General features: G+C 61.5%; 14 protein-coding genes. 7 read left to right on the top strand and 7 right to left on the bottom strand.

The features are described 5' to 3' along the window. Positions 1-269 precede the first annotated feature (269 nt). The 5 genes from ACK6BI_RS17515 to ACK6BI_RS17495 all read left to right on the top strand — a co-directional run bounded on the left by ACK6BI_RS17515 (position 270) and on the right by ACK6BI_RS17495 (position 6310). The gene (locus tag ACK6BI_RS17515) at positions 270-1064 is read left to right on the top strand and encodes a helix-turn-helix transcriptional regulator (RefSeq protein WP_409318035.1); all 795 of its coding nucleotides are present in this window, start codon (positions 270-272) and stop codon (positions 1062-1064) included. Between the two features lie 60 nt (positions 1065-1124). Then, positions 1125-2537, top strand: coding sequence for an AdeC/AdeK/OprM family multidrug efflux complex outer membrane factor (gene adeC, locus ACK6BI_RS17510; protein WP_409318034.1), 1413 nt, complete (start codon positions 1125-1127; stop codon positions 2535-2537). Positions 2538-2692: 155 nt separating this feature from the next. Continuing rightward, complete coding sequence (locus ACK6BI_RS17505) at positions 2693-3298, top strand: SCO family protein (protein WP_409318033.1); 606 nt, start codon at positions 2693-2695, stop codon at positions 3296-3298. Next, on the top strand, positions 3298-3777 hold the full coding sequence (locus ACK6BI_RS17500; RefSeq protein ID WP_409318032.1) for a copper chaperone PCu(A)C: 480 nt from the start codon (positions 3298-3300) through the stop codon (positions 3775-3777). Before ACK6BI_RS17505 ends, ACK6BI_RS17500 begins: the two co-directional genes overlap by 1 nt. A gap of 322 nt (positions 3778-4099) precedes the next feature. Continuing rightward, complete coding sequence (locus tag ACK6BI_RS17495; RefSeq protein WP_409318031.1) at positions 4100-6310, top strand: LTA synthase family protein; 2211 nt, start codon at positions 4100-4102, stop codon at positions 6308-6310. A 48-nt stretch (positions 6311-6358) separates the two neighbouring features. On the opposite strand, the gene ACK6BI_RS17490 is transcribed toward ACK6BI_RS17495, so the two are convergent. Then, complete coding sequence (locus ACK6BI_RS17490) at positions 6359-8389, bottom strand: TonB-dependent receptor (RefSeq protein WP_409318030.1); 2031 nt, start codon at positions 8387-8389, stop codon at positions 6359-6361. Between the two features lie 359 nt (positions 8390-8748). On the opposite strand from ACK6BI_RS17490, the gene katG reads away from it, so the two are divergent. Further along, positions 8749-11022: a catalase/peroxidase HPI gene (gene katG / locus ACK6BI_RS17485; RefSeq protein WP_409318029.1), complete on the top strand. Its 2274-nt coding sequence runs from the start codon at positions 8749-8751 to the stop codon at positions 11020-11022. 63 nt (positions 11023-11085) lie between these two features. On the opposite strand, the gene pepN is transcribed toward katG, so the two are convergent. Genes pepN through ACK6BI_RS17455 form a run of 6 tightly spaced genes read right to left on the bottom strand, consistent with a single transcriptional unit; the run spans position 11086 to position 17598 of the window. After that, on the bottom strand, positions 11086-13743 hold the full coding sequence (pepN, locus tag ACK6BI_RS17480) for an aminopeptidase N (RefSeq protein ID WP_409318028.1): 2658 nt from the start codon (positions 13741-13743) through the stop codon (positions 11086-11088). A 10-nt stretch (positions 13744-13753) separates the two neighbouring features. Next, positions 13754-14584: a DUF2797 domain-containing protein gene (locus ACK6BI_RS17475; protein WP_409318027.1), complete on the bottom strand. Its 831-nt coding sequence runs from the start codon at positions 14582-14584 to the stop codon at positions 13754-13756. Further along, on the bottom strand, positions 14581-14841 hold the full coding sequence (locus ACK6BI_RS17470; protein ID WP_085698878.1) for a YeaC family protein: 261 nt from the start codon (positions 14839-14841) through the stop codon (positions 14581-14583). The genes ACK6BI_RS17475 and ACK6BI_RS17470 overlap by 4 nt, the downstream gene beginning before the upstream one ends. A 29-nt stretch (positions 14842-14870) precedes the next feature. Further along, positions 14871-15740, bottom strand: a complete 870-nt coding sequence (locus tag ACK6BI_RS17465; RefSeq protein WP_409318026.1) for a rhomboid family intramembrane serine protease — start codon at positions 15738-15740, stop codon at positions 14871-14873. After that, entirely contained in the window at positions 15737-16711 is a 975-nt protein-coding gene (locus ACK6BI_RS17460; RefSeq protein ID WP_409318041.1) for a metallophosphoesterase, read from the bottom strand. Before ACK6BI_RS17460 ends, ACK6BI_RS17465 begins: the two co-directional genes overlap by 4 nt. Next, a complete protein-coding gene (locus ACK6BI_RS17455) occupies positions 16708-17598 on the bottom strand; it encodes an NAD(+) kinase (RefSeq protein ID WP_065261120.1) in 891 nt (296 codons plus the stop codon). Before ACK6BI_RS17455 ends, ACK6BI_RS17460 begins: the two co-directional genes overlap by 4 nt. A 114-nt stretch (positions 17599-17712) precedes the next feature. Between ACK6BI_RS17455 and ACK6BI_RS17450 the strand changes: the two genes are divergently transcribed. Beyond that, complete coding sequence (locus ACK6BI_RS17450; protein ID WP_409318025.1) at positions 17713-18663, top strand: DUF1853 family protein; 951 nt, start codon at positions 17713-17715, stop codon at positions 18661-18663. The last annotated feature ends 41 nt before the right edge of the window (positions 18664-18704 follow it).

Raw genomic sequence — 18704 nt, 5'->3', positions numbered from 1 at the left:
GAGGCCATCTGTCTGATCTGTCGGGGATCCATCGGACCGCGCAGCCATCGCTTACAAGCGTGACAGCCCAGGACTGACAGAAATGTGGCGCCATTAATTCGGAAATAGTGGCATTTTGTGTCCCTGTTTTCCCCTACAGACGTAGGACAAATGCATAGGCTTAAATCCCGCTCCAGATCGATTTCAGGGAGAAATGACTGCGTGGCGGCTTCATGGGTGTATGTACGGCTGACGATCGGCAAGGGCTCTAAATCAAGGATGACAAAGACATGAATCTGACCGGCAGTCTTCGCAATTCGGAAAATCCGCACTTCTATTGGCAACTGGGAGAACTGATCGCCAGCACGGGGCACGAGCGATTCGCCACGAACATGTTTCAACTGGTCGACACGCTGGTGCCGGTCAACCGTGTCGAGCTCAGTGAGTGGACGCTGGACGAACGCGAGGCCAGCGTGGTCGAGATCAAGGCGTTGGGTAGCGCAGGTTTGCCGGATACGTTCCCTCCCCCGGCCTCCCCATCGTGCCAGGACGATCATCCGCTGCTGCAACAGATGATCGAGATGAACGATTCGTTGCTGATTCAACTCAAGGCTTCACTGCAGGATCGAAACCCGCACCGCAGCGTCCATCAGTGCAATCTGGTGTCACGCACCTCCAACCGCCGCTGCGTCATTTCGTTCTGTCGCCCTCATACGCATCGGGTGTTTTCGTTGCCGGAGCTGTCGTTCCTCAAAAGCCTGTCCGACACCCTGCTGCCCCTGATCGAACGGCACGCGCAGATTTGCCGACAGATCCTCGCCCGGCAACCTCGCCTGCCCCAGACCGATGAAGAACCGGCACCGTTGCAGCAGGTGTTCGACGAACGTCTGGCGCTGGGCGACATCACCTTGTCGGTGCGCGAGAAAGAAGTCTGCCTGGGCCTGCTGACCGGTGGCACCGTGCCGCAAATGGCCGAGCGGTTGCGGGTCAAGAACAGCTCGATCGAGACCTACCTCAAGCGTGCCGCCGCCAAGCTCGGTGTCAGTGGTCGCCATGGCCTGGCGAAATGGATGGCCGGTGCCTGATCCGGCTTCCAAGGCCGGGTATCCGGCGCCCGTGCGCCTTTAAATGAACGAGAGCGTTTGATGTCCAGATTGTCGATTTCTCTGCTGTCCATGGCGCTGCTGATGGGCGGTTGCTCGCTGATTCCCGATTACCGGCGCCCCGCTTCACCCAGTGCGGCGCAGTATCCGCAAGGTCCCGCCTACGCAACGTCCGGCACGCCCACCGTGGCGGTCGAAGACTGGCGCGGACTGTTCAATGACCCGGCGCTGCAACAGTTGATCGAAAGCGCGCTGGTCAACAACCGCGACCTGCGCGTGGCGGCGCTGAACGTCGAAGCCTTCCAGGCGCAATACCGCATTCAGCGCGCCGATTTGCTGCCGGCGGTGTCGGCCAATGCCAGCGAGCTGCGCCAGCGAGTACCGGCGAGCGTGACACGGACCAAAGCCGCGATCACCTCCACCTATTCCGCGAACCTCGGCATCAGTGCCTACGAACTGGATTTTTTCGGCCGGGTCCGCAGCCTCAGCGAACAGGCCCTGATGAGCTGGCTGGCCACCGAAGAAGCCCGACGCAGTGCGCAACTGAGTCTGGTGGCCAACGTCGCCAACGCCTACCTGACCTGGCGCGCCGACCAGGAATTGCTGGCACTGGCGCAGGAGACCCTGGCCGCCGACGAGCAAAGCCTGCGCCTCACTACGCGCAACCGCGAAGCGGGCAAGTCTTCGGCGCTGGATCAGATCCAGGCGCAGACCAGCGTCGACAGCACCCGTGCCAGCCTCGCCCGCTATCAGCGGCAAGTGGCCCAGGACCTGAACAGCCTGACCCTGCTGGTGGGTGCGCCGGTTCCCGAATCCCTGCCGGCACGTCCACTGGCTAGTGATCTGGTGGCGCAGGTGCCGGCCGGGTTGCCGTCGGATCTGCTGCAACGCCGGCCGGACATTCTTCAGGCCGAGTACAAGCTCAAAGCTGCCAACGCCAATATCGGCGCGGCCCGGGCGGCGTTTTTCCCCAGTGTCAGCCTGACCGCCAATGCCGGTACCTCCAGCCGTGACCTGTCGGGACTGTTCAAGGGCGGCTCCGGTGCCTGGACCTTCCAGCCGCAGGTCAACCTGCCGATCTTCAACGCCGGCAGCCTGCGCGCCAGCCTGGACTACGCGAAATTGCAGAAAGACATCACCGTCGCCGAATACGAAAAGACCATTCAGACCGCTTTCCAGGAAGTGTCCGACGGCCTGGCCGCGCGGGAGACTTATCAGCAGCAGCTCCAGGCCCAGCGCGATCTGGTGCAGGCCACTCAGGACTATTACGACATGGCGCAGCACCGCTACCGGACCGGGGTCGACAGCAGTCTGACGTTTCTCGACGCCCAGCGTTCGCTGTTCAGTTCCCAGCAAGGTCTGATCACCGACCGCCTGGCGCAATTGGTGGCGCAAGTGAACCTGTACACCGCGCTGGGCGGTAGCTGGAGCCCGGCGGAGTCGTCACCGCAATAACCACAGGTCATGTTTTCTTACACCTTTTGTCGCCAGATCCGACATCCGTCGGTGATCAAAAACCGACCTGCCGGTTCATTTTGGTATCATGCGCCGCTTTTACGGTTAACCCCCCGCCCGTCCTGCGACCGGCGGGCTGCAAAGGGCGGTATTAGATGACGGCTTTGTTGACTCGCCGCAAGGTGCTTGCGGGAATGGGCGTGCTCGGTCTGGGCCTGCTCGCCGGCTGCGACACCCGCGGCCAACTGTCGTACAAGTACGGCAAGGATCTGAGCGACAAGATCCTCGGACGCACCTTCAAGCTCAAGGACACCGAAGGCAACACCGTGACGCTGTCGAGCTTTCGCGGCCTGATGCCGATGATTTTCTTCGGTTTCACCCAGTGCCCGGCGGTCTGCCCGACGACCCTGGCCCGCGCGGCAAAAATCAAGAAGCTGCTGGGCAAGGATGGCGACATCCTGCAAGTGGTGTTCATCACCCTCGACCCGGAACGCGACACACCCGAAATCCTCGACGCCTACGTCAAGACCTTCGACCCGAGCTTCGTCGCCCTGTACGGCACCCTTGAGGAAACCAGGGCCACCGCCAAGGAATTCGACGTCTTCTACGAAAAAGTCCCTGCCGGCGACACTTACACCCTGTCGCACACGTCCACCAGTTATGTCTACGACACCCGCGGCAACCTGCGCGTGGGTCTGTCCCAATCGCTTTCTGCACAAGAGTGTACGGAAGATTTGCAAACCGTCATGGAGGTCTGCTGATGAACCCTTTCCTGAACAACATCAAACGTGCCGCACTGGGCCTGTCCCTGCTGGGCCTGGCTTTCCAGGTTTCGGCGCAGACCCAGGTCGATGACGCCTGGGTCCGTGCAACCGTGCCAAGCCAGTCGGCCAGCGGTGCGTTCATGACCGTCACCGCCGATAGCGACAGCAAGTTGCTCAGCGTTGCTTCGCCGGTGGCCAAGAACGTGCAGATCCACGAAATGACCATGAAGAACGACGTGATGAGCATGGGCCCGGTCAATTCGGTCGACCTGCCGGCGGGCAAGGCTGTGAAGCTCGATCCGAATGGCTACCACGTGATGTTGATGAGCCTGAACGGTCAACTGAAGGAAGGCGACACCGTACCGCTGACCCTGACCGTGGAAAACGCCAAGGGCGAGAAACAGGCCATCGAAGTGCAGGCGCCGGTTCGCTCGCTGACCAACATGGAAGGCCACGATCACAGCAAGATGCATTGATCCGAAGGATTTATTGAAAGAACAAACGGGGCGGCATGATCGATGGTCATGCCGCCCCGTTTGTGTATACACCTTCGCAAAACCTGGCCACCCTGGCCGCGGATAAACAGCCTGAAACAATTAATTCCATTCTGCGGCACACCGGAAAAATGCGGCGCCTTTCGCTGACAGGAGTGCCGGCCAAGGCCTTCCGCGGTCCATAGAGGTCGTACAGGCTTTCGACAACGGATCAGACTCGCGTTTAAAAGGGCGATCAGACGACCCTCCCTTGTTATCATCGCGCACACTTTTATGACGGTTTGATGGCTGGAAGGTCTTTTTTGTGAGCGCTCTTTTTCAACGGCTTCGGCATACCGACGCCCGTCTTCTCTCTCTGGTTTTTCTGGTACTGATCGTACCGTTGTGCCTGCGGGCGGCACTCGGCTGGTCGAGTCTGTTCGGCTATCTGTCGGACCTGGCCATCGGCAGCCTGCTGGTGGTTCTGTTGCATCGCCGGCCGTGGTGGCTGGGCCTGCCGGTGCTGGTGTTCTGGGGATTGCTGACGGTAGCGACGGCAGAACTCGTCAGTGCAGTCGGACGCCTGCCCAACCCTCAGGACCTGCATTATCTGATCGACCCGCAATTCGTCGAGAACTCCACCGGCGGCGGCTTCGCCCATCCGGCGGTGGCCGGCGCATTGCTGCTGGCGCTGTTGCTCTGGCTGGCGACGCAGTGGGCAAACCGCGGAACGCTGACACCGGCCCTGCCCCGTGCCGTGTGGTCGGCACCGGTGTTGCTGTTCGCCGCCCATTGGGGCGCACAGAATCTCTCACCGAGCGACGCCGACCCGTGGCGCCTGTACAACCTGCCGCATCAGTTGCTCGCCGCGCAGGTTGCCGACGCACAGATGCAGGCCGAAGAATGGCTGGAAGGTGGTAGCGAAATACCTCCACCCTCGATGGCCGGGCTCACCGACCTCGACTTGAATGGCCATTCGTTACTGCCCGCAAAAGGTCAGGCGCGCAACGTGCTGATCGTTGCCGTAGAAGGCATTCCCGGCGCCTACATCCGCGCCAATCGCGAGGCCATCGGCAGTCATTATCAGGAAGACCTGATGCCCAAGCTCAGCCGCTGGGCCGAGCGCGGCATGAACACGCCGGATTACGTATTGCACACGCACCAGACCATTCGCGGCCTGTACGCCATGCTTTGCGGCGATTACGACAAGTTGAACAACGGCACGCCCAAAGGCGTGGAAATGCTGACCCAGAACGAACGCAACCTGGCCTGCTTGCCGGCCCAGTTGCGCCAACACGGTTTCACCACCCACTACCTGCAAGGCGCCGGCCTGCGCTTCATGGCCAAAGACAAGATCATGCCGCACATCGGCTTCGATGCGACCCACGGCCTGGAATGGTTCACGAATGCCAATTACCTGGAGTTTCCGTGGGGCAAGGACGACAAGGCCTTCTTCGAAGGCGCGCTGGATTATGTCGGCCAACTGAAAAAACAGAAAAAACCGTGGATGCTGACCCTGCTGACCGTCGGCACCCATCAGCCCTACTCCGCGCCGGAAGACTACCTGCAACGTTACGACACGCCGAAACAGGCGGCCGTCGGTTATCTGGACGACGCCCTGGATCAGTTCCTCAGCGGCCTGGAACGTCAGGGAGTACTGAAAGACACGCTGGTGGTAATCACTTCGGACGAATCCCATGGCATCGATGGCGTGCGGCTGGCGTCGTCCTGGGGGTTCAACCTGACCCTCGCACCGGAGCAGGCACAATTGCCGCACCTGAACGCCGGGACCTACGGGCATGTCGACCTGAGCGCATCGATCCTCGACTATTTTGACCTGCCGGTGCCGGCGGCACTCAGCGGGCGTTCGCTGTTTCGCGACTACGATACCGGTCGCGAAATCATGTCGTTCACCAACGGCAAGCTGCGCTACCACGACGGCCACGGCATTTTGACCGAGTGCGACATGCCGCGCCGCTGCCGCGCTTACGCGAGTGAAGGCTTCATCGCCGAAAGCGCGACGTTCAAGGGCAATGCCAGCGGCCAGAATGCGCGGCAGATTGCAGCCCGCGCCGATGCATTGGACCTGTCGCTGCTGCGCACCCCGCTCAACCAGCGCTATCAGTTCGGCAGCGACAACGTCATCCCGCTGCAGGCGCAAATCAAGGATGACTGGGCCGACAATCTGATCGGCGCGCAATACCTGGAAATGCCCAAGGGCTCACACACCCGGGTGCGCCTGACCGTACGCTCGATGGACCCACAGCAGGCGGCGTACATCCAGCTCAAGGCCAAGGAGTTCGAACAGGACGTACAACTGGGCCTGCCCTCGGAAATGGTCGCCACGGCGGATCAGCCGCTGGAAATGGACTTCAGCTTCGACAATCCGCAACCGCGCAAGGCCTTCTCGTTCCACTTGCTGGGTTATGGGCTGGGGGCGGTGGAAGTCACGGATTTCAGCGTGATCACCGAGCTGCCGGGGCAACAGGATCTGCGGGAGGAAATCCCGGAAGACGACACCGCCCAATCGAGCTGATGTCGACGCCAGCGTCCCGCGGTTCGCGGGACGCTGGCGCAGGGAGGATCAGAATGTAGTGCGCAGTCCCACCTGAATGCTGCGCCCTTCTGCCGGCGCGATGTCGCGCAGGATCGAGCTGGCATAGCGCACAGTCTGGTTGGTCAGGTTCTCGGCATTGACGAAGGCCAGCCATTTGCTCTGGCCGACGTCAAAGTGATATCCCACATTCGCACCCAGCGTGGTGTAGCCATCGGTGCTGCTTTCATTGTCCGGTACCCGATGCTGGGCACTGGCGTGCTCCACATCGATCCGCGCCTGCCAGCGATCCAGCTCCCACAGCAACCCGGTGTTCAAGCGCAACGGCGCGATGCGCGGCAGGTCCTGACCGTTGTCGAGATTCTTGGCCCGGGTGTAGTCGCCCGACAGTTCCAGCGCAAACTTGCCGTAGGCCGTTTCGCCGAGTTTCCAGCGATCCTGGGCTTCGATACCACTAAAACGTGCGCGGACACCCGAGTAGGCGTATTCCGGAATGCCGGCGGCGTCCTCTTCACCTTCGTCATTCAGCGTGCGCCCGGTGCCAAGCAGCCCGATGTAATTGGAGAAGTGGCTGTAGAACACGCCCACGCTGCCCTTGTGCGTGCCATTGTCAAAACGCAAAGCCAGATCGCTGGAGACGGCTTTCTCTTTCGACAGACTCGCATCCCCGACTTCATAAGTGCCGGTCGCGACGTGGGCACCGTTGGCGTACAGCTCATAGAACGTCGGCGCCCGTTCGGTGTAACCCAGCGTGGCAGCGACCGACCAGACCGGTGTCAGCGTGTACACCGCGCCAGACGACAGGCTGCCGGCGGTGAAGCTGCTGGAGCGGTCGGCATTGGCGAAACGTTCGTTGCCTTTGGCGTCCGGGTCGACCGTGGTGTGTTCCAGACGACCGCCGAGGGTGAACAACAGGCGATCCGTGGCTTGCAGTTCTTCCAGCACGAACAGTGCGCCGGCATTGGTATCGGTGTGCGGCACAAAGGCTTCCTCGCCCAGTGCCGAAAACTCATTACGGCTGACCTGTGCGCCGATCACCCCGTTGAACGGCCCCAATGGCTGGTGACGGGCTTCGACCCGGGCCTCGTAACCTTTGTTCTTGAACGTGGTGCCGACTTCGCCGTCCTCAATCTCGCGATGTTGGTAATCGGTGTAACCGGCGTCGAACTTGACCGAGCTGAACGGACCGTCGAGGTTGCGGATTTCCGAGGCGAACGCGTAGTGCTCCTGCTGCATGCGAATCCGCACGTCGTCTTCGGCCGGCGAGCCGTAATTGGAGTCGTAATTGCTGTACGACAGCCCCGCATAACCGTCATCCCAGGTGTAGGAACCGCCGACTGCTCCGCCGTCCTGGCGACCGTCGCTGTTGGCCAGGCGATGCTTGCGGGAGTCGCCGTCATCCCCCGCCCGTTCACGGCTGCTTTTGGCGTAACCGGGGATTTTCAGGTCATTGAATTCGCGGGCGCTGGCGTCCAGATGCAAGGCGAACTGACCGTTGCCGGCCTCGAGTTTCCCCGCGCTGCTGCGGGTGGTGTCGGCGCCGCCGTAACGCAGTTCACCGGCTCCGTGAATGCCGTCGATGGCTTCGGTCGGGATGCGATTGTCGAAGGTGTTGACCACCCCGCCGATGGCGCTGCCGCCGTACAGCAACGCCGCCGGGCCACGAACGATCTCGATGCGTTCGACGTTGATCGGGTCCAGTGGCACAGCGTGGTCATAGGACAGCGAAGAAGCGTCCAGCGCGCCGACGCCGTTGCGCAGAATACGGATGCGATCACCGTCCTGCCCGCGAATGATCGGACGACTCGCCCCCGGCCCAAAGTAAGACGACGACACACCCGGCTGCTTGTTCAGGGTTTCGCCCAGGCTGCCTTTTTGCTGCAGCGTCAGATCATCGCCGCTCAACACGGTCGAGGGTGACGCGAGGGTCTGACTGCCCAACGGGTTGGCCGTGATGACCTGGGGTTGCAGTTCAAGGGGTTCGTCAGCGAACGCAGGGAAAGCGATCAGCAGCGCAGAAGCCAGAAGGCTCGGCTGGAAGGAGGGAAAACGGGCAGACATTTCGAGAGTTCCGTAAGGCAGAAAAGTAGGGATCGCGGCCACCGCCACACAGACAGGTCAGTGACATCGATCAGATGAAATCATTTTCATGTTATACAATAACATTTCCAATGGCCATCATGATTCTGCCTCGATGCTTACAGCAACCGCTCAAGAACGGGATTCTCAACACTCAACCCTGCCGTTCGGCAACGAGCTGACGGTGCATTCCCCGAAAAAACCAATGCAGAAAGCGCTAAAAGACTATGCCTATCAGCCACCAATAGTCGGCCTATTAGCCGACCTTCCGAGTCGGGTCTAGCCTTACTAATCCGAAGTCGGCACGAGCCGGCCGCAGCAGACCTGATAAGGACCCGAACATGGCAAATGAATCGAAATGCCCGTTCAATCACGCCGCCGGCGGTGGCACGACGAACCGCGATTGGTGGCCGAATCAACTGAACCTGAAAATCCTGAGCCAGCATTCGCCCGCCTCCAATCCGCTGGGCCAGGACTTCGACTACGCCAAGGCCTTCAAAAGCCTGGACTTCCAGGCCCTGAAGCGAGACCTGACGGCATTGATGACCGACTCCCAGGACTGGTGGCCCGCCGACTTCGGCCACTACGGCCCGCTCTTCATCCGCATGGCCTGGCACAGCGCCGGCACCTATCGCACCGCTGACGGCCGTGGTGGCGCCGGCTCCGGCCAGCAACGCTTTGCCCCGCTCAACAGCTGGCCGGACAACGTCAGCCTCGACAAGGCCCGGCGCCTGCTGTGGCCGATCAAGCAGAAATACGGCCGCAACATTTCCTGGGCTGACCTGATCGTCCTCACCGGCAACGTCGCACTGGAATCCATGGGCTTCAAGACCTTCGGATTCTCCGGGGGACGTCCCGATGTCTGGGAGCCGGACGAAGATGTGTACTGGGGTTCGGAAACCACCTGGCTGGGCGGTGACACCCGTTACGGAAAACACCCCGAAGCCATGCAGGAACCGGGCGATGGCACGCTGGTGGCCGAACCGGCCGAGCACGGCCATGAACAGAGTCGCACCAATCAGGGCGAGCGCAATCTGGAAAACCCGCTGGCCGCCGTGCAGATGGGCCTGATCTACGTGAACCCCGAAGGCCCCGAGGGCAATCCCGATCCGGTGGCTTCGGCCCGCGACATCCGTGAAACCTTCGGCCGCATGGCCATGAATGACGAGGAAACCGTGGCGCTGATCGCCGGCGGTCACGCTTTCGGCAAGACCCACGGCGCCGGCCCGGCCGATAACGTGGGCCCGGAACCGGAAGCCGCCGGCCTTGAACTTCAGGGCCTGGGCTGGAAAAACAGCTTCGGCAGCGGCAAAGGTGCGGACACCATCACCAGCGGCCTGGAAGTGACCTGGACCACCACCCCGACCAAATGGAGCAACAACTACCTGGAAAACCTGTTTGGCTTCGAATGGGAACTGACCAAGAGCCCGGCCGGTGCCCATCAGTGGAAACCGAAAAACGGCGCCGGAGCCGGCACCATTCCCCATGCCCACGACCCGAACAAGCGCATCGACCCGAGGATGCTCACCTCCGACCTGGCGCTGCGTTTCGACCCGGCCTACGAGAAAATTTCGCGGCGTTTTCTGGCCAATCCCGATCAACTGGCCGATGCCTTTGCCCGTGCCTGGTACAAGTTGATTCACCGTGACATGGGCCCGCTGTCACGTTATCTCGGGCCGGAAATGCCGCAGGAAGAGCTGTTGTGGCAAGACCCGATTCCCGAAGCCAGCCATCCGCTGATCGACGACAGTGATATCAGGGCACTCAAAGGCAAAGTACTGGCGTCGGGGCTGTCCGTTTCGGAACTGGTCTCCACTGCCTGGGCCGCTGCCTCGACCTTCCGGGGCTCGGACAAACGCGGCGGCGCCAACGGCGGACGTCTGCGTCTGGCACCCCAGCGGTTCTGGCAGGCCAATCAGCCCGAGCAACTGGACAAGGTGCTGAAAGTCCTCGAAGGCATTCAGAACGAGTTCAACAGCGGCACATCAGGCAAGAAAGTCTCGCTGGCGGATCTGATCGTACTGGCCGGTAACGCCGGGGTCGAACACGCGGCGAAAAGCGCCGGACACACGGTGACCGTGCCGTTCAATCCGGGGCGGACGGATGCGAGTCAGGAGCAGACCGACGTCGAGTCGTTCGGTTTCCTTGAGCCGCATACCGATGGTTTCCGCAACTACGCCGCCAGCACCTATCGTGTGCCGGCCGAGGCATTGCTGATCGACAAGGCGCAATTGCTGACCCTTTCGGCACCGGAAATGACCGTGCTGATCGGCGGTCTGCGGGTGCTGGACACCAATGTCGGCAAAACGAAGCACGGCGTGTTCACCGACAAGCCCGGCACCCTGACCAACGACTTCTTCCGCAACCTGCTGGACATGGGCGTGGAATGGAAACCGACGTCCAAGGCAGCGGATGAGTTCGAAGGTCGCGACCGCAAGACCGGCGATGTGAAATGGACGGGGACGCGGGTCGATCTGGTGTTCGGTTCCAACGCAATACTGCGGGCACTGGCCGAGGTCTATGGAAGTTCCGATGCGAAGGAACAGTTCGTCAACGACTTCGTTGCCGCGTGGGCGAAGGTGATGGATCTGGATCGGTTTGATCTGCGCAAATAGTTTTCATCCACCCACAAAAACGCCGCTCCATCGAGCGGCGTTTTTTATTGCCCGGAAACAGCTTCAGGCAAGGCTTTTGCTGACCACTTCGTACACATCACTGGACAGCTGACCCGAAGCAAGAATCCGCTCCAGTTCCGCCTTCATCAACCCCTGACGAGCGCTGTCGTACTTGCGCCAGCGAGTCAGCGGCGCCAGTTGACGCGAGGCGATCTGCGGGTTGAAGCCGTTCAGCTCGATCACCAGATCGGCGAGGAAGCGATAACCGGAACCGTCTGCCGCGTGGAAGTTGATCAGGTTCTGCCCGGCGAACGCACCGACCAGCGCACGCACCTTGTTCGGGTTCTTGATGTTGAACGCCGGGTGCTGCATCAGGGCTTTCACACGCTCCAGACCACCCGGCAAGGTGCTGCCGGCCTGCACGCTGAACCATTGATCCATGACCAGCGGATTGTCCTTGAAGTGCTCGGCGAAACTGGCCAGGGCCTTGGCCTTCTCGTCCTCGAACGACGAGTTGACCAGCACCGCCAGCGCGGTGAGGCGTTCGGTCATGTTGTCACAGGTGTCGAACTGCTCCAGCGTTGCCGCCAGCACTTCAGGCTTGCCGCTGAGCATCAGGTACGACAGCGCAATGTTCTGCAACGCACGACGGGCGAAATGCTCGGCTTCGGCCACATACGGGGTCTTTTTCGACAGATCGCGGTTGGCCTGATAACGCAGCCACAAGGCTTCGAACAGGTTATCCGACAGTTGCTGACGGGCGAATTCGCGGGCGGTATGGATGGTATCCACGTCGGCGACTTCGCTGATTTCGGTCAGATACGCTTCGCTCGGCAGCGAGAGCATTTCCGCGACCATCGCCTGATCCAGGGTCTGGTCAGCCAGCACGGTTCGCAGGGCCGAAATCAGGCGTGGATCGAGTACCAGGCTTTCGCCCTTCTGTTGTTGGGCGATCAGTTCCTGCAGCACCTGCACCGACAGTTGCTGACCGGCATCCCAGCGATTGAAGCCGTCGCTGTCGTGCTGCATCAGGAACATCAGTTGATCGCGGTTGTACGGGAAACTCAGTTTGACCGGTGCCGAGAAACCACGCAGCAAGGACGGCAGCGGCTGTTCGGCGATGTCGACGAAGGTGAAGGTCTGCTCGGCTTCGGTAACCGAGATCACCCGCGAAGTCCCCTGAGCCGAGGCTTCACCGGCCAGGCGCAGGGCGATTTCGTTGCCCTGGCTGTCGAGCAGGCCCAGTGCCACCGGAATCACGAACGGCAGTTTTTCAACCTTGTCCGGAGTTTCCGGGCAACTCTGACGGAAGGTCAGGCTGTAGGTTTTAGCGGCGGCATCGTAAGACTCGCTCACCGCCAGACGCGGTGTACCGGCCTGGCTGTACCAGCGTTTGAACTGGGTCAGGTCGACGCCGTTGGCATCTTCCATGGCCTTGACGAAATCGTCGCAGGTCACGGCCTGGCCGTCGTGGCGTTCGAAGTACAGGTCGCTGCCCTTGCGGAAGCCTTCGGCGCCCAGCAGGGTGTGGATCATGCCGACCACTTCCGAGCCCTTTTCGTACACGGTCAGGGTGTAGAAGTTGGAAATCTCGATGAAGCTGTCCGGGCGCACGGCATGGGCCATCGGGCCGGCATCTTCAGCGAACTGGTGGGTACGCAGGTATGCCACGTCCTGGATGCGCTTGACCGTGGCCGAGTTCATGTCGGAGGAGAAACCGGCATCACGGAATACGGTGAAGCCTTCCTTCAGCGACAGCTGGAACCAGTCGCGGCAGGTCACGCGGTTGCCCGACCAGTTGTGGAAGTATTCGTGGGCGACGATCGCCTCGACCCGCTGGTGCGCGGCATCGGTAGCGGTTTCGGCGCGGGCCAGCACGGCGCTGGAGTTGAAGATGTTGAGGCCCTTGTTCTCCATGGCCCCCATGTTGAAGTCGTTCACGGCGACGATCATGAAGATGTCCAGATCGTACTCGCGACCGTAGACCTCTTCGTCCCAGCGCATCGACTTCTTCAGGCTGTTCATGGCGTGCTGGCACTTGTCGATGTTTTCCGGCTCGACATAAATGCGCAGCGCCACGTTGCGGTTGGTCATGGTGGTGAAAGAGTCTTCGACGCACCACAAGTCACCGGCCACCAGCGCGAACAGGTACGCCGGTTTCATGAACGGGTCTTCCCAGGTCGCCCAGTGCCGGCCGTCTTCGCCGGGGCCGCTGGCGATCGGGTTGCCGTTGGACAGCAGCACCGGATAGCTGTGCTGCTCGGCGACCACCGTGGTGGTGAACTTGCTCATCACGTCCGGGCGGTCGAGGTAATAGGTGATCTTGCGGAAACCTTCAGCCTCGCACTGGGTGCAGAACATCGTGCCGGACTTGTACAGGCCTTCCAGCGCGGTGTTGGTTTCCGGGTGGATGCGGACGCTGGTGTCGACCGTGAAGGTTTCACTCTTCGGCTGCAGCGTCAGGTGATTCTCGGTCAATTGGTAGTCGGCAGCGCTCAGTTCCTGGTCCGCCAGGGTCACCGACAGCAGTTCCAGCTGCTGGCCATCGAGCACCAGCGGCGGCAGGCCCGGGCCACGGGCCGGGTTGCGGCGCATCACCAGTTGCGCGTGGACCAGACTGTGGTCCTCGAACAACTCGAAGGTCAGGTGTGTTTCATCGATCAGGTACTCGGGGGCCTGATAGTCCTTCAGGTAAATCATCTTCGGTTGTTCGGTGCGCATGCTGAAGTCCTTATTGATGCACGGCGAGCTGATAGGCCGTGTACTTGCGAATGTTGATCACGCCGGTGTCGAAGATCAGGTACTGGCCCTTGATCCCCAGCAGCGTGCCTTCGGCAATCGGGTTCTTGTCCAGGTTGAAGCTGACGATTTTGGCCGGGTATTGCTCGACCGGGTAACGGATTTCCAGCGGCTCGACACCAGTAACCGGCTGAATCGCCTGCAGACCGAAACGGTCCTGCAAGCCTTGCAGGCCTTCGGCGCAGCTGTCGAACAGTTGATCACGTACCTGTGCCAGATCCACCGCCGCCGCATCGCCCTTGAGCAAGGCGCGCCAGTTGGTTTTGTCCGCCACCTGGCTGCGGAACAGGTCTTCGACGAAGCCCGATTGCTGCCGCGTGGAAACGCGCATTATCGGCAGGGCCTGGCTCGCGCCCTGGTCGAGCCAGCGGGTCGGCAGTTGGGTTGCGCGAGTGATGCCGACCTTGATCCCCGACGAGTTGGCCAGGTAGACGACGTGGTCGGTCATGCAGAACTTCTCGCCCCACTCCGGCTCCCGGCAGGTGCCGGCCTCGAAGTGGCAGCGTTCCGGGCTCATGATGCACACGTCGCACTGGGCCAGCTTGGTCATGCATGGGTAGCAGTAACCCTGACTGAAACTGGTTTTGGTCTTGCGCCCGCAATGGGTGCAATGAATCGCCCCCAGGTATTCCAGACGCACCGTGGTGCCGATCAACGGGTTGACCGGCACCTCGACGTCATCCAGACGAAACGCGTATTGCACGTTCGGCCCGTCCAGGCGCGCCGACATTTTGCTGATTGCACCGCGGCCAATCTCGATCAATGGATGGCGTCCGACTTGAACAGGATGTTCGGCACTTCGATCGACTTCGACGCACACTCCTGCGGGCCCATGTAACCGGTGCGCTCTTCCTCGGGCAGGTTCTGGATTTCCCAGGCGATCATCGCCTGCAGCGACAGCTCACGCTGTTCGGCGGTGAGCTTGCCACCGTCGGACCATTTGCCGATTTCCACGGCCAGTTTCAGGCTCTGGTAGATATCCGGGGTGATGTTCTTGATCAGGTCATTAAAAGAGGACATCAGGGTCTCCGTGCTCTTTATTCAAAAAATCAGGCGGCCAGTTTACGGCGGTTGTACAAACCGCCCAACAAACCGGTGAAGCATCCGATGAGTAACCCGCCGACATGGGCAGCGTTGGCGATCTGGCCGAAGCCGATGGCCGAGATCAGCCCGGACATGCACACCAGCAACCACACCAGCATCATCACCAGCACGCCTCGCGGCAGGCGATAGGCCGGGTTCGGCGCCAGCAGCTGGAAGATCCAGCAATGGCCGAGCAACCCGTAAAGCACACCGGACAGGCCGCCGAACAGGCTCGGGCCGCCCCAGGCAAATTGCGCATAGTTGGACACGAGGCTGAACAGCAGCGTCAGACCGATCAGGTTGATGCTGCCCTGGCGCGACTCGATGCGCCGCCCCAGCTCCCAATACCACATGCCATTCATGGCCAGATGAAGGATGCCGAAATGGATCAGCATGGGAGTGAACAGCCGCCACCACTGCCCCGCCGCCAGGCTGTCGGCCAGTGAGGTGAAATGGATGTAGTCGCCGACCACACGAAAATCGAGAAAGGTCAGCCAGCGCATCGTGTCGAGGTTGTCGCCCAGATACGTCAGACCGCCGACCAGCAGGCTCAGCAACAGGATGAAGCCGGTGGCCCTGGCATGTTTCAGTTGCTCGGCGAAGCCTGGCCGTTTGAAGGTCGGTGCCACCGGAATGTCCAGTTGCTGATCCGGATCACCTGCCGGGAAGCGCTCATACAGCGAGCGCACGTCTTCGCTGATTTCCGACGGTACCCACAGCACCTGCTCGCCCGATTCTTCGCTCACGCGATGCGGCACCTGCATGCGTTGCAGCAGTTTGACAAACCCGCTCAGGTCCACCGCCAATGGCAGACGCAATACCGCTACCGCGCTCATCGCAGCACCTCCGGCCGCTCGACATCGACCCAGACAAATTTATGCGGATCCAGGCGCGTCTCCTGATCCAGACGATAGGCCACCAGTTTGCCGTAGAGCACGGCGCTGTAGTCCAGGCACGCGAGGTTCGGGCGGATCGGCGCCGGTTTGCCGCTGCGCCAGTAGTGGCCGACGAACAGTAACGGCTCATCGACGCCGTAGCGCAGCAGGGAATTCTTTTCGGTGGTCGTCAGCGGCTTCTGCGCCACCGGTTCCGGCAGGGCGTCGGGCTGGAACACGATATCGCCGTAGGTCTGCGGATCGTCTTCCCAGAACTTGGTACGGAAGAACGAACGCACCAGACCGTCGCCACTGGTCATGGTCAGACCATCCGGCAGGCGCATGTCGGTGCCGCGCAGCAGGCGATCGAACACGGTGCAGGCGAAACTGCCCGGCACCGCCGATGCCTGGAGAAAGTGCTCGTCGACGCAGCCATCAGGGAACAATGCACGCAACGGCTCGATCAGGCCGGCATCCCAACAGGCATGCACCACCCGGAAGCGACCGGCGTCGACGAACAGCGGCAGTTCATAGAACCATCGCTGGAAGTCGTGCCAGTCACCGGGATGCTGTTCGAATTGGGTCAGGGTTTCATGCAGCAACCGGGCATGGCGCGGTGTGTGCTCGCGCACGAACTGCTTGCCGCTGCCGGGCGGTGCCGGTGTACTCCAGCCCAGCGCGTTGAATTCGTGGTTGCCCATGATGCACAAGGCCTGACCGGCCTCGACCATGTCGTGGACGATGTGCAGCGCCTCGCGGATCCGCGGGCCACGGTCGATGATGTCGCCGACGAACACGGCCATGCGCGATGGATGTCGCCAGACCCCGCCCTGCTTGTGGTAACCGAGACGGTCCAGCAGGTGTTCCAGGGTCAGGGCGCATCCGTGCACGTCACCGATCAGGTCATAACTGCGCGCAGGATCGAGCATCAGTCGCCTCCACCACCCAACCTGCTGCCCCAGCCAAGCTTGGTGCGGCAGACTTCATAGTAATTGTGGTCGAGCGGATGGATCAGCCGCAGCTTCTGCGCTTTCTTGCTGACGGTGATGGTGTCGCCCGGCGCGCAGGTGAAGTGGTTCTGCCCGTCGCAGGACACCTGCGGGTAGATCTGCATATCTTTGGACACGACGATTTTCAGCTCACTGTTGCCATCGACCACGATCGGTCTGCCCGACAAGGTATGGGGGTACATCGGCACAATCACAATAGCGTCGAGCTTGGGATGCATGATCGGGCCGCCGGCGGACAGCGCGTACGCGGTGGAACCGGTCGGCGTGGCGACGATCAGGCCGTCGGCCTTCTGGCTGCAGACGAACTGGCCGTCGATGTACAGCTCGAACTCGATCATCCGCGTCGATTTGCCGGGGTGCAGCACCACATCGTTCAGCGCGTCGCCCTGGCCGATGGCTTCGGCGTGACGACGGACTTCGGCCTGCAGCAGGAAACGGTTTTCCACCAGATAGTGGCCGTCGAGCACCTCCGCGACCTTGATTTCCAGCTCGTCGGGACGAATGTCGGTGAGAAAGCCGAGACTGCCACGGTTGATCCCGAGTACCGGGATATTGTGTCTGGCCAGTGCCCGGGCCGCGCCGAGCAGGCTGCCATCACCGCCGACGACGATGACCATGTCGCAGACTTCGCCAAGCATCTTGCGCGACGAGGTTTGCAGGCCATGGCCGGGCAGGACTTCGGCGATGGTGTCTTCGAGGATCACATGCAGGTGACGGTCGAGCAGAAAGCGTTTCAGTCGGCGGACGGTATCCAGCACCTGGGAACTGCCCAGGCGACCGATGATGCCGATATTACGAAATTGCTCCATGGGACTCCTGCGAGGGGCTGCGGCGGCGAAAACGACGATTATGGGCGAAAGCGCCGGATAGACAAAACCCTTTCAGCCCAAGAGTGCGCCTGCGTTTAAGGCTATGCTCGCAAGATGATCCTGTTTCCTGATTTGCTCCAGTTGCCCCACCAGTTGCGCCACCCTGAAGTGCGCGATCTGGCGTGGGTGATCCTTGCCCCGCCGATGCTCGCCGCCACGCCGTGGCCGCAACGTCATCCGCTGGCGGGCAGCGACTGGGTGCATGACCCTGAGCGACTGGCGCACTGGCTGCATCGTCTCGATCGTGACAGCTATGGCCTTCTGCAATGGTTGTCCCAGGCCCGTACCCGGCGCCTGGGTCTCTATTACGAACGGCTCTGGCAGTTTGCCGTGGAGCAGGCGCCCGGGATCGAACTGATCGCCGCCAACCTGCCGATCCGCCGCGAAGGCCACACCCTCGGCGAACTCGACATGCTGCTGCGTGACCGCGACGGGGTGCATCATCTGGAACTGGCGATCAAGCTCTACCTCGGTCCGCAGGACGGCAACGGGCATGATCCGGCGCGGTGGCTTGGCCCCGGCTGCCATGATCGACTGGACCGCAAACTGGCCCATCTGAGCCAACACCAGTTGCCGATTTCCGCCCGCCCGGAAAGCCGGGAAGCCCTGGCGGCGCTGGATATCGAGTCATTCAGTGCGCAATTGTGGCTGGGCGGTTATCTGCTGTATCCGTGGCCCGGGCAATCGGAACCCCCGAGCGGCGCGCATCCGCAGCATCTGCGCGGCAGCTGGCTGCATCAAAAGGATTGGCCGGCGTTTGTCGCCCAGCGCCCGGCCGGACGCTGGCAACCCCTGCCCCGCCATGCGTGGCTGGCGCCAGCGCACTACCCGGCAGATCAGGCCTGGAGTCACGAGCAGTTGCGGGCCTGGCTCGATGCACTGGAACCGCTGGCCCCGGCACAGTTGATGGTGCGCCTGACGGAAAATGCCCGGGGTGAATGGGAAGAGGCCGAGCGGCTGTTTCTGGTTTCGGATCTGTGGCCAAACGTGCCCGGTCAGACCTGAGTTCTGTGCCGCCCTCTTCGCGAGCAGGCTCGCGAAGGGAT

Source organism: Pseudomonas sp. KCJK9016 (genome assembly GCF_046231795.1).
Classification (GTDB): domain Bacteria; phylum Pseudomonadota; class Gammaproteobacteria; order Pseudomonadales; family Pseudomonadaceae; genus Aquipseudomonas; species Aquipseudomonas bananamidigenes.
Note: the sequence above shows the minus strand (reverse complement) of the source record. Positions and strands in the feature narration are given on the sequence as shown.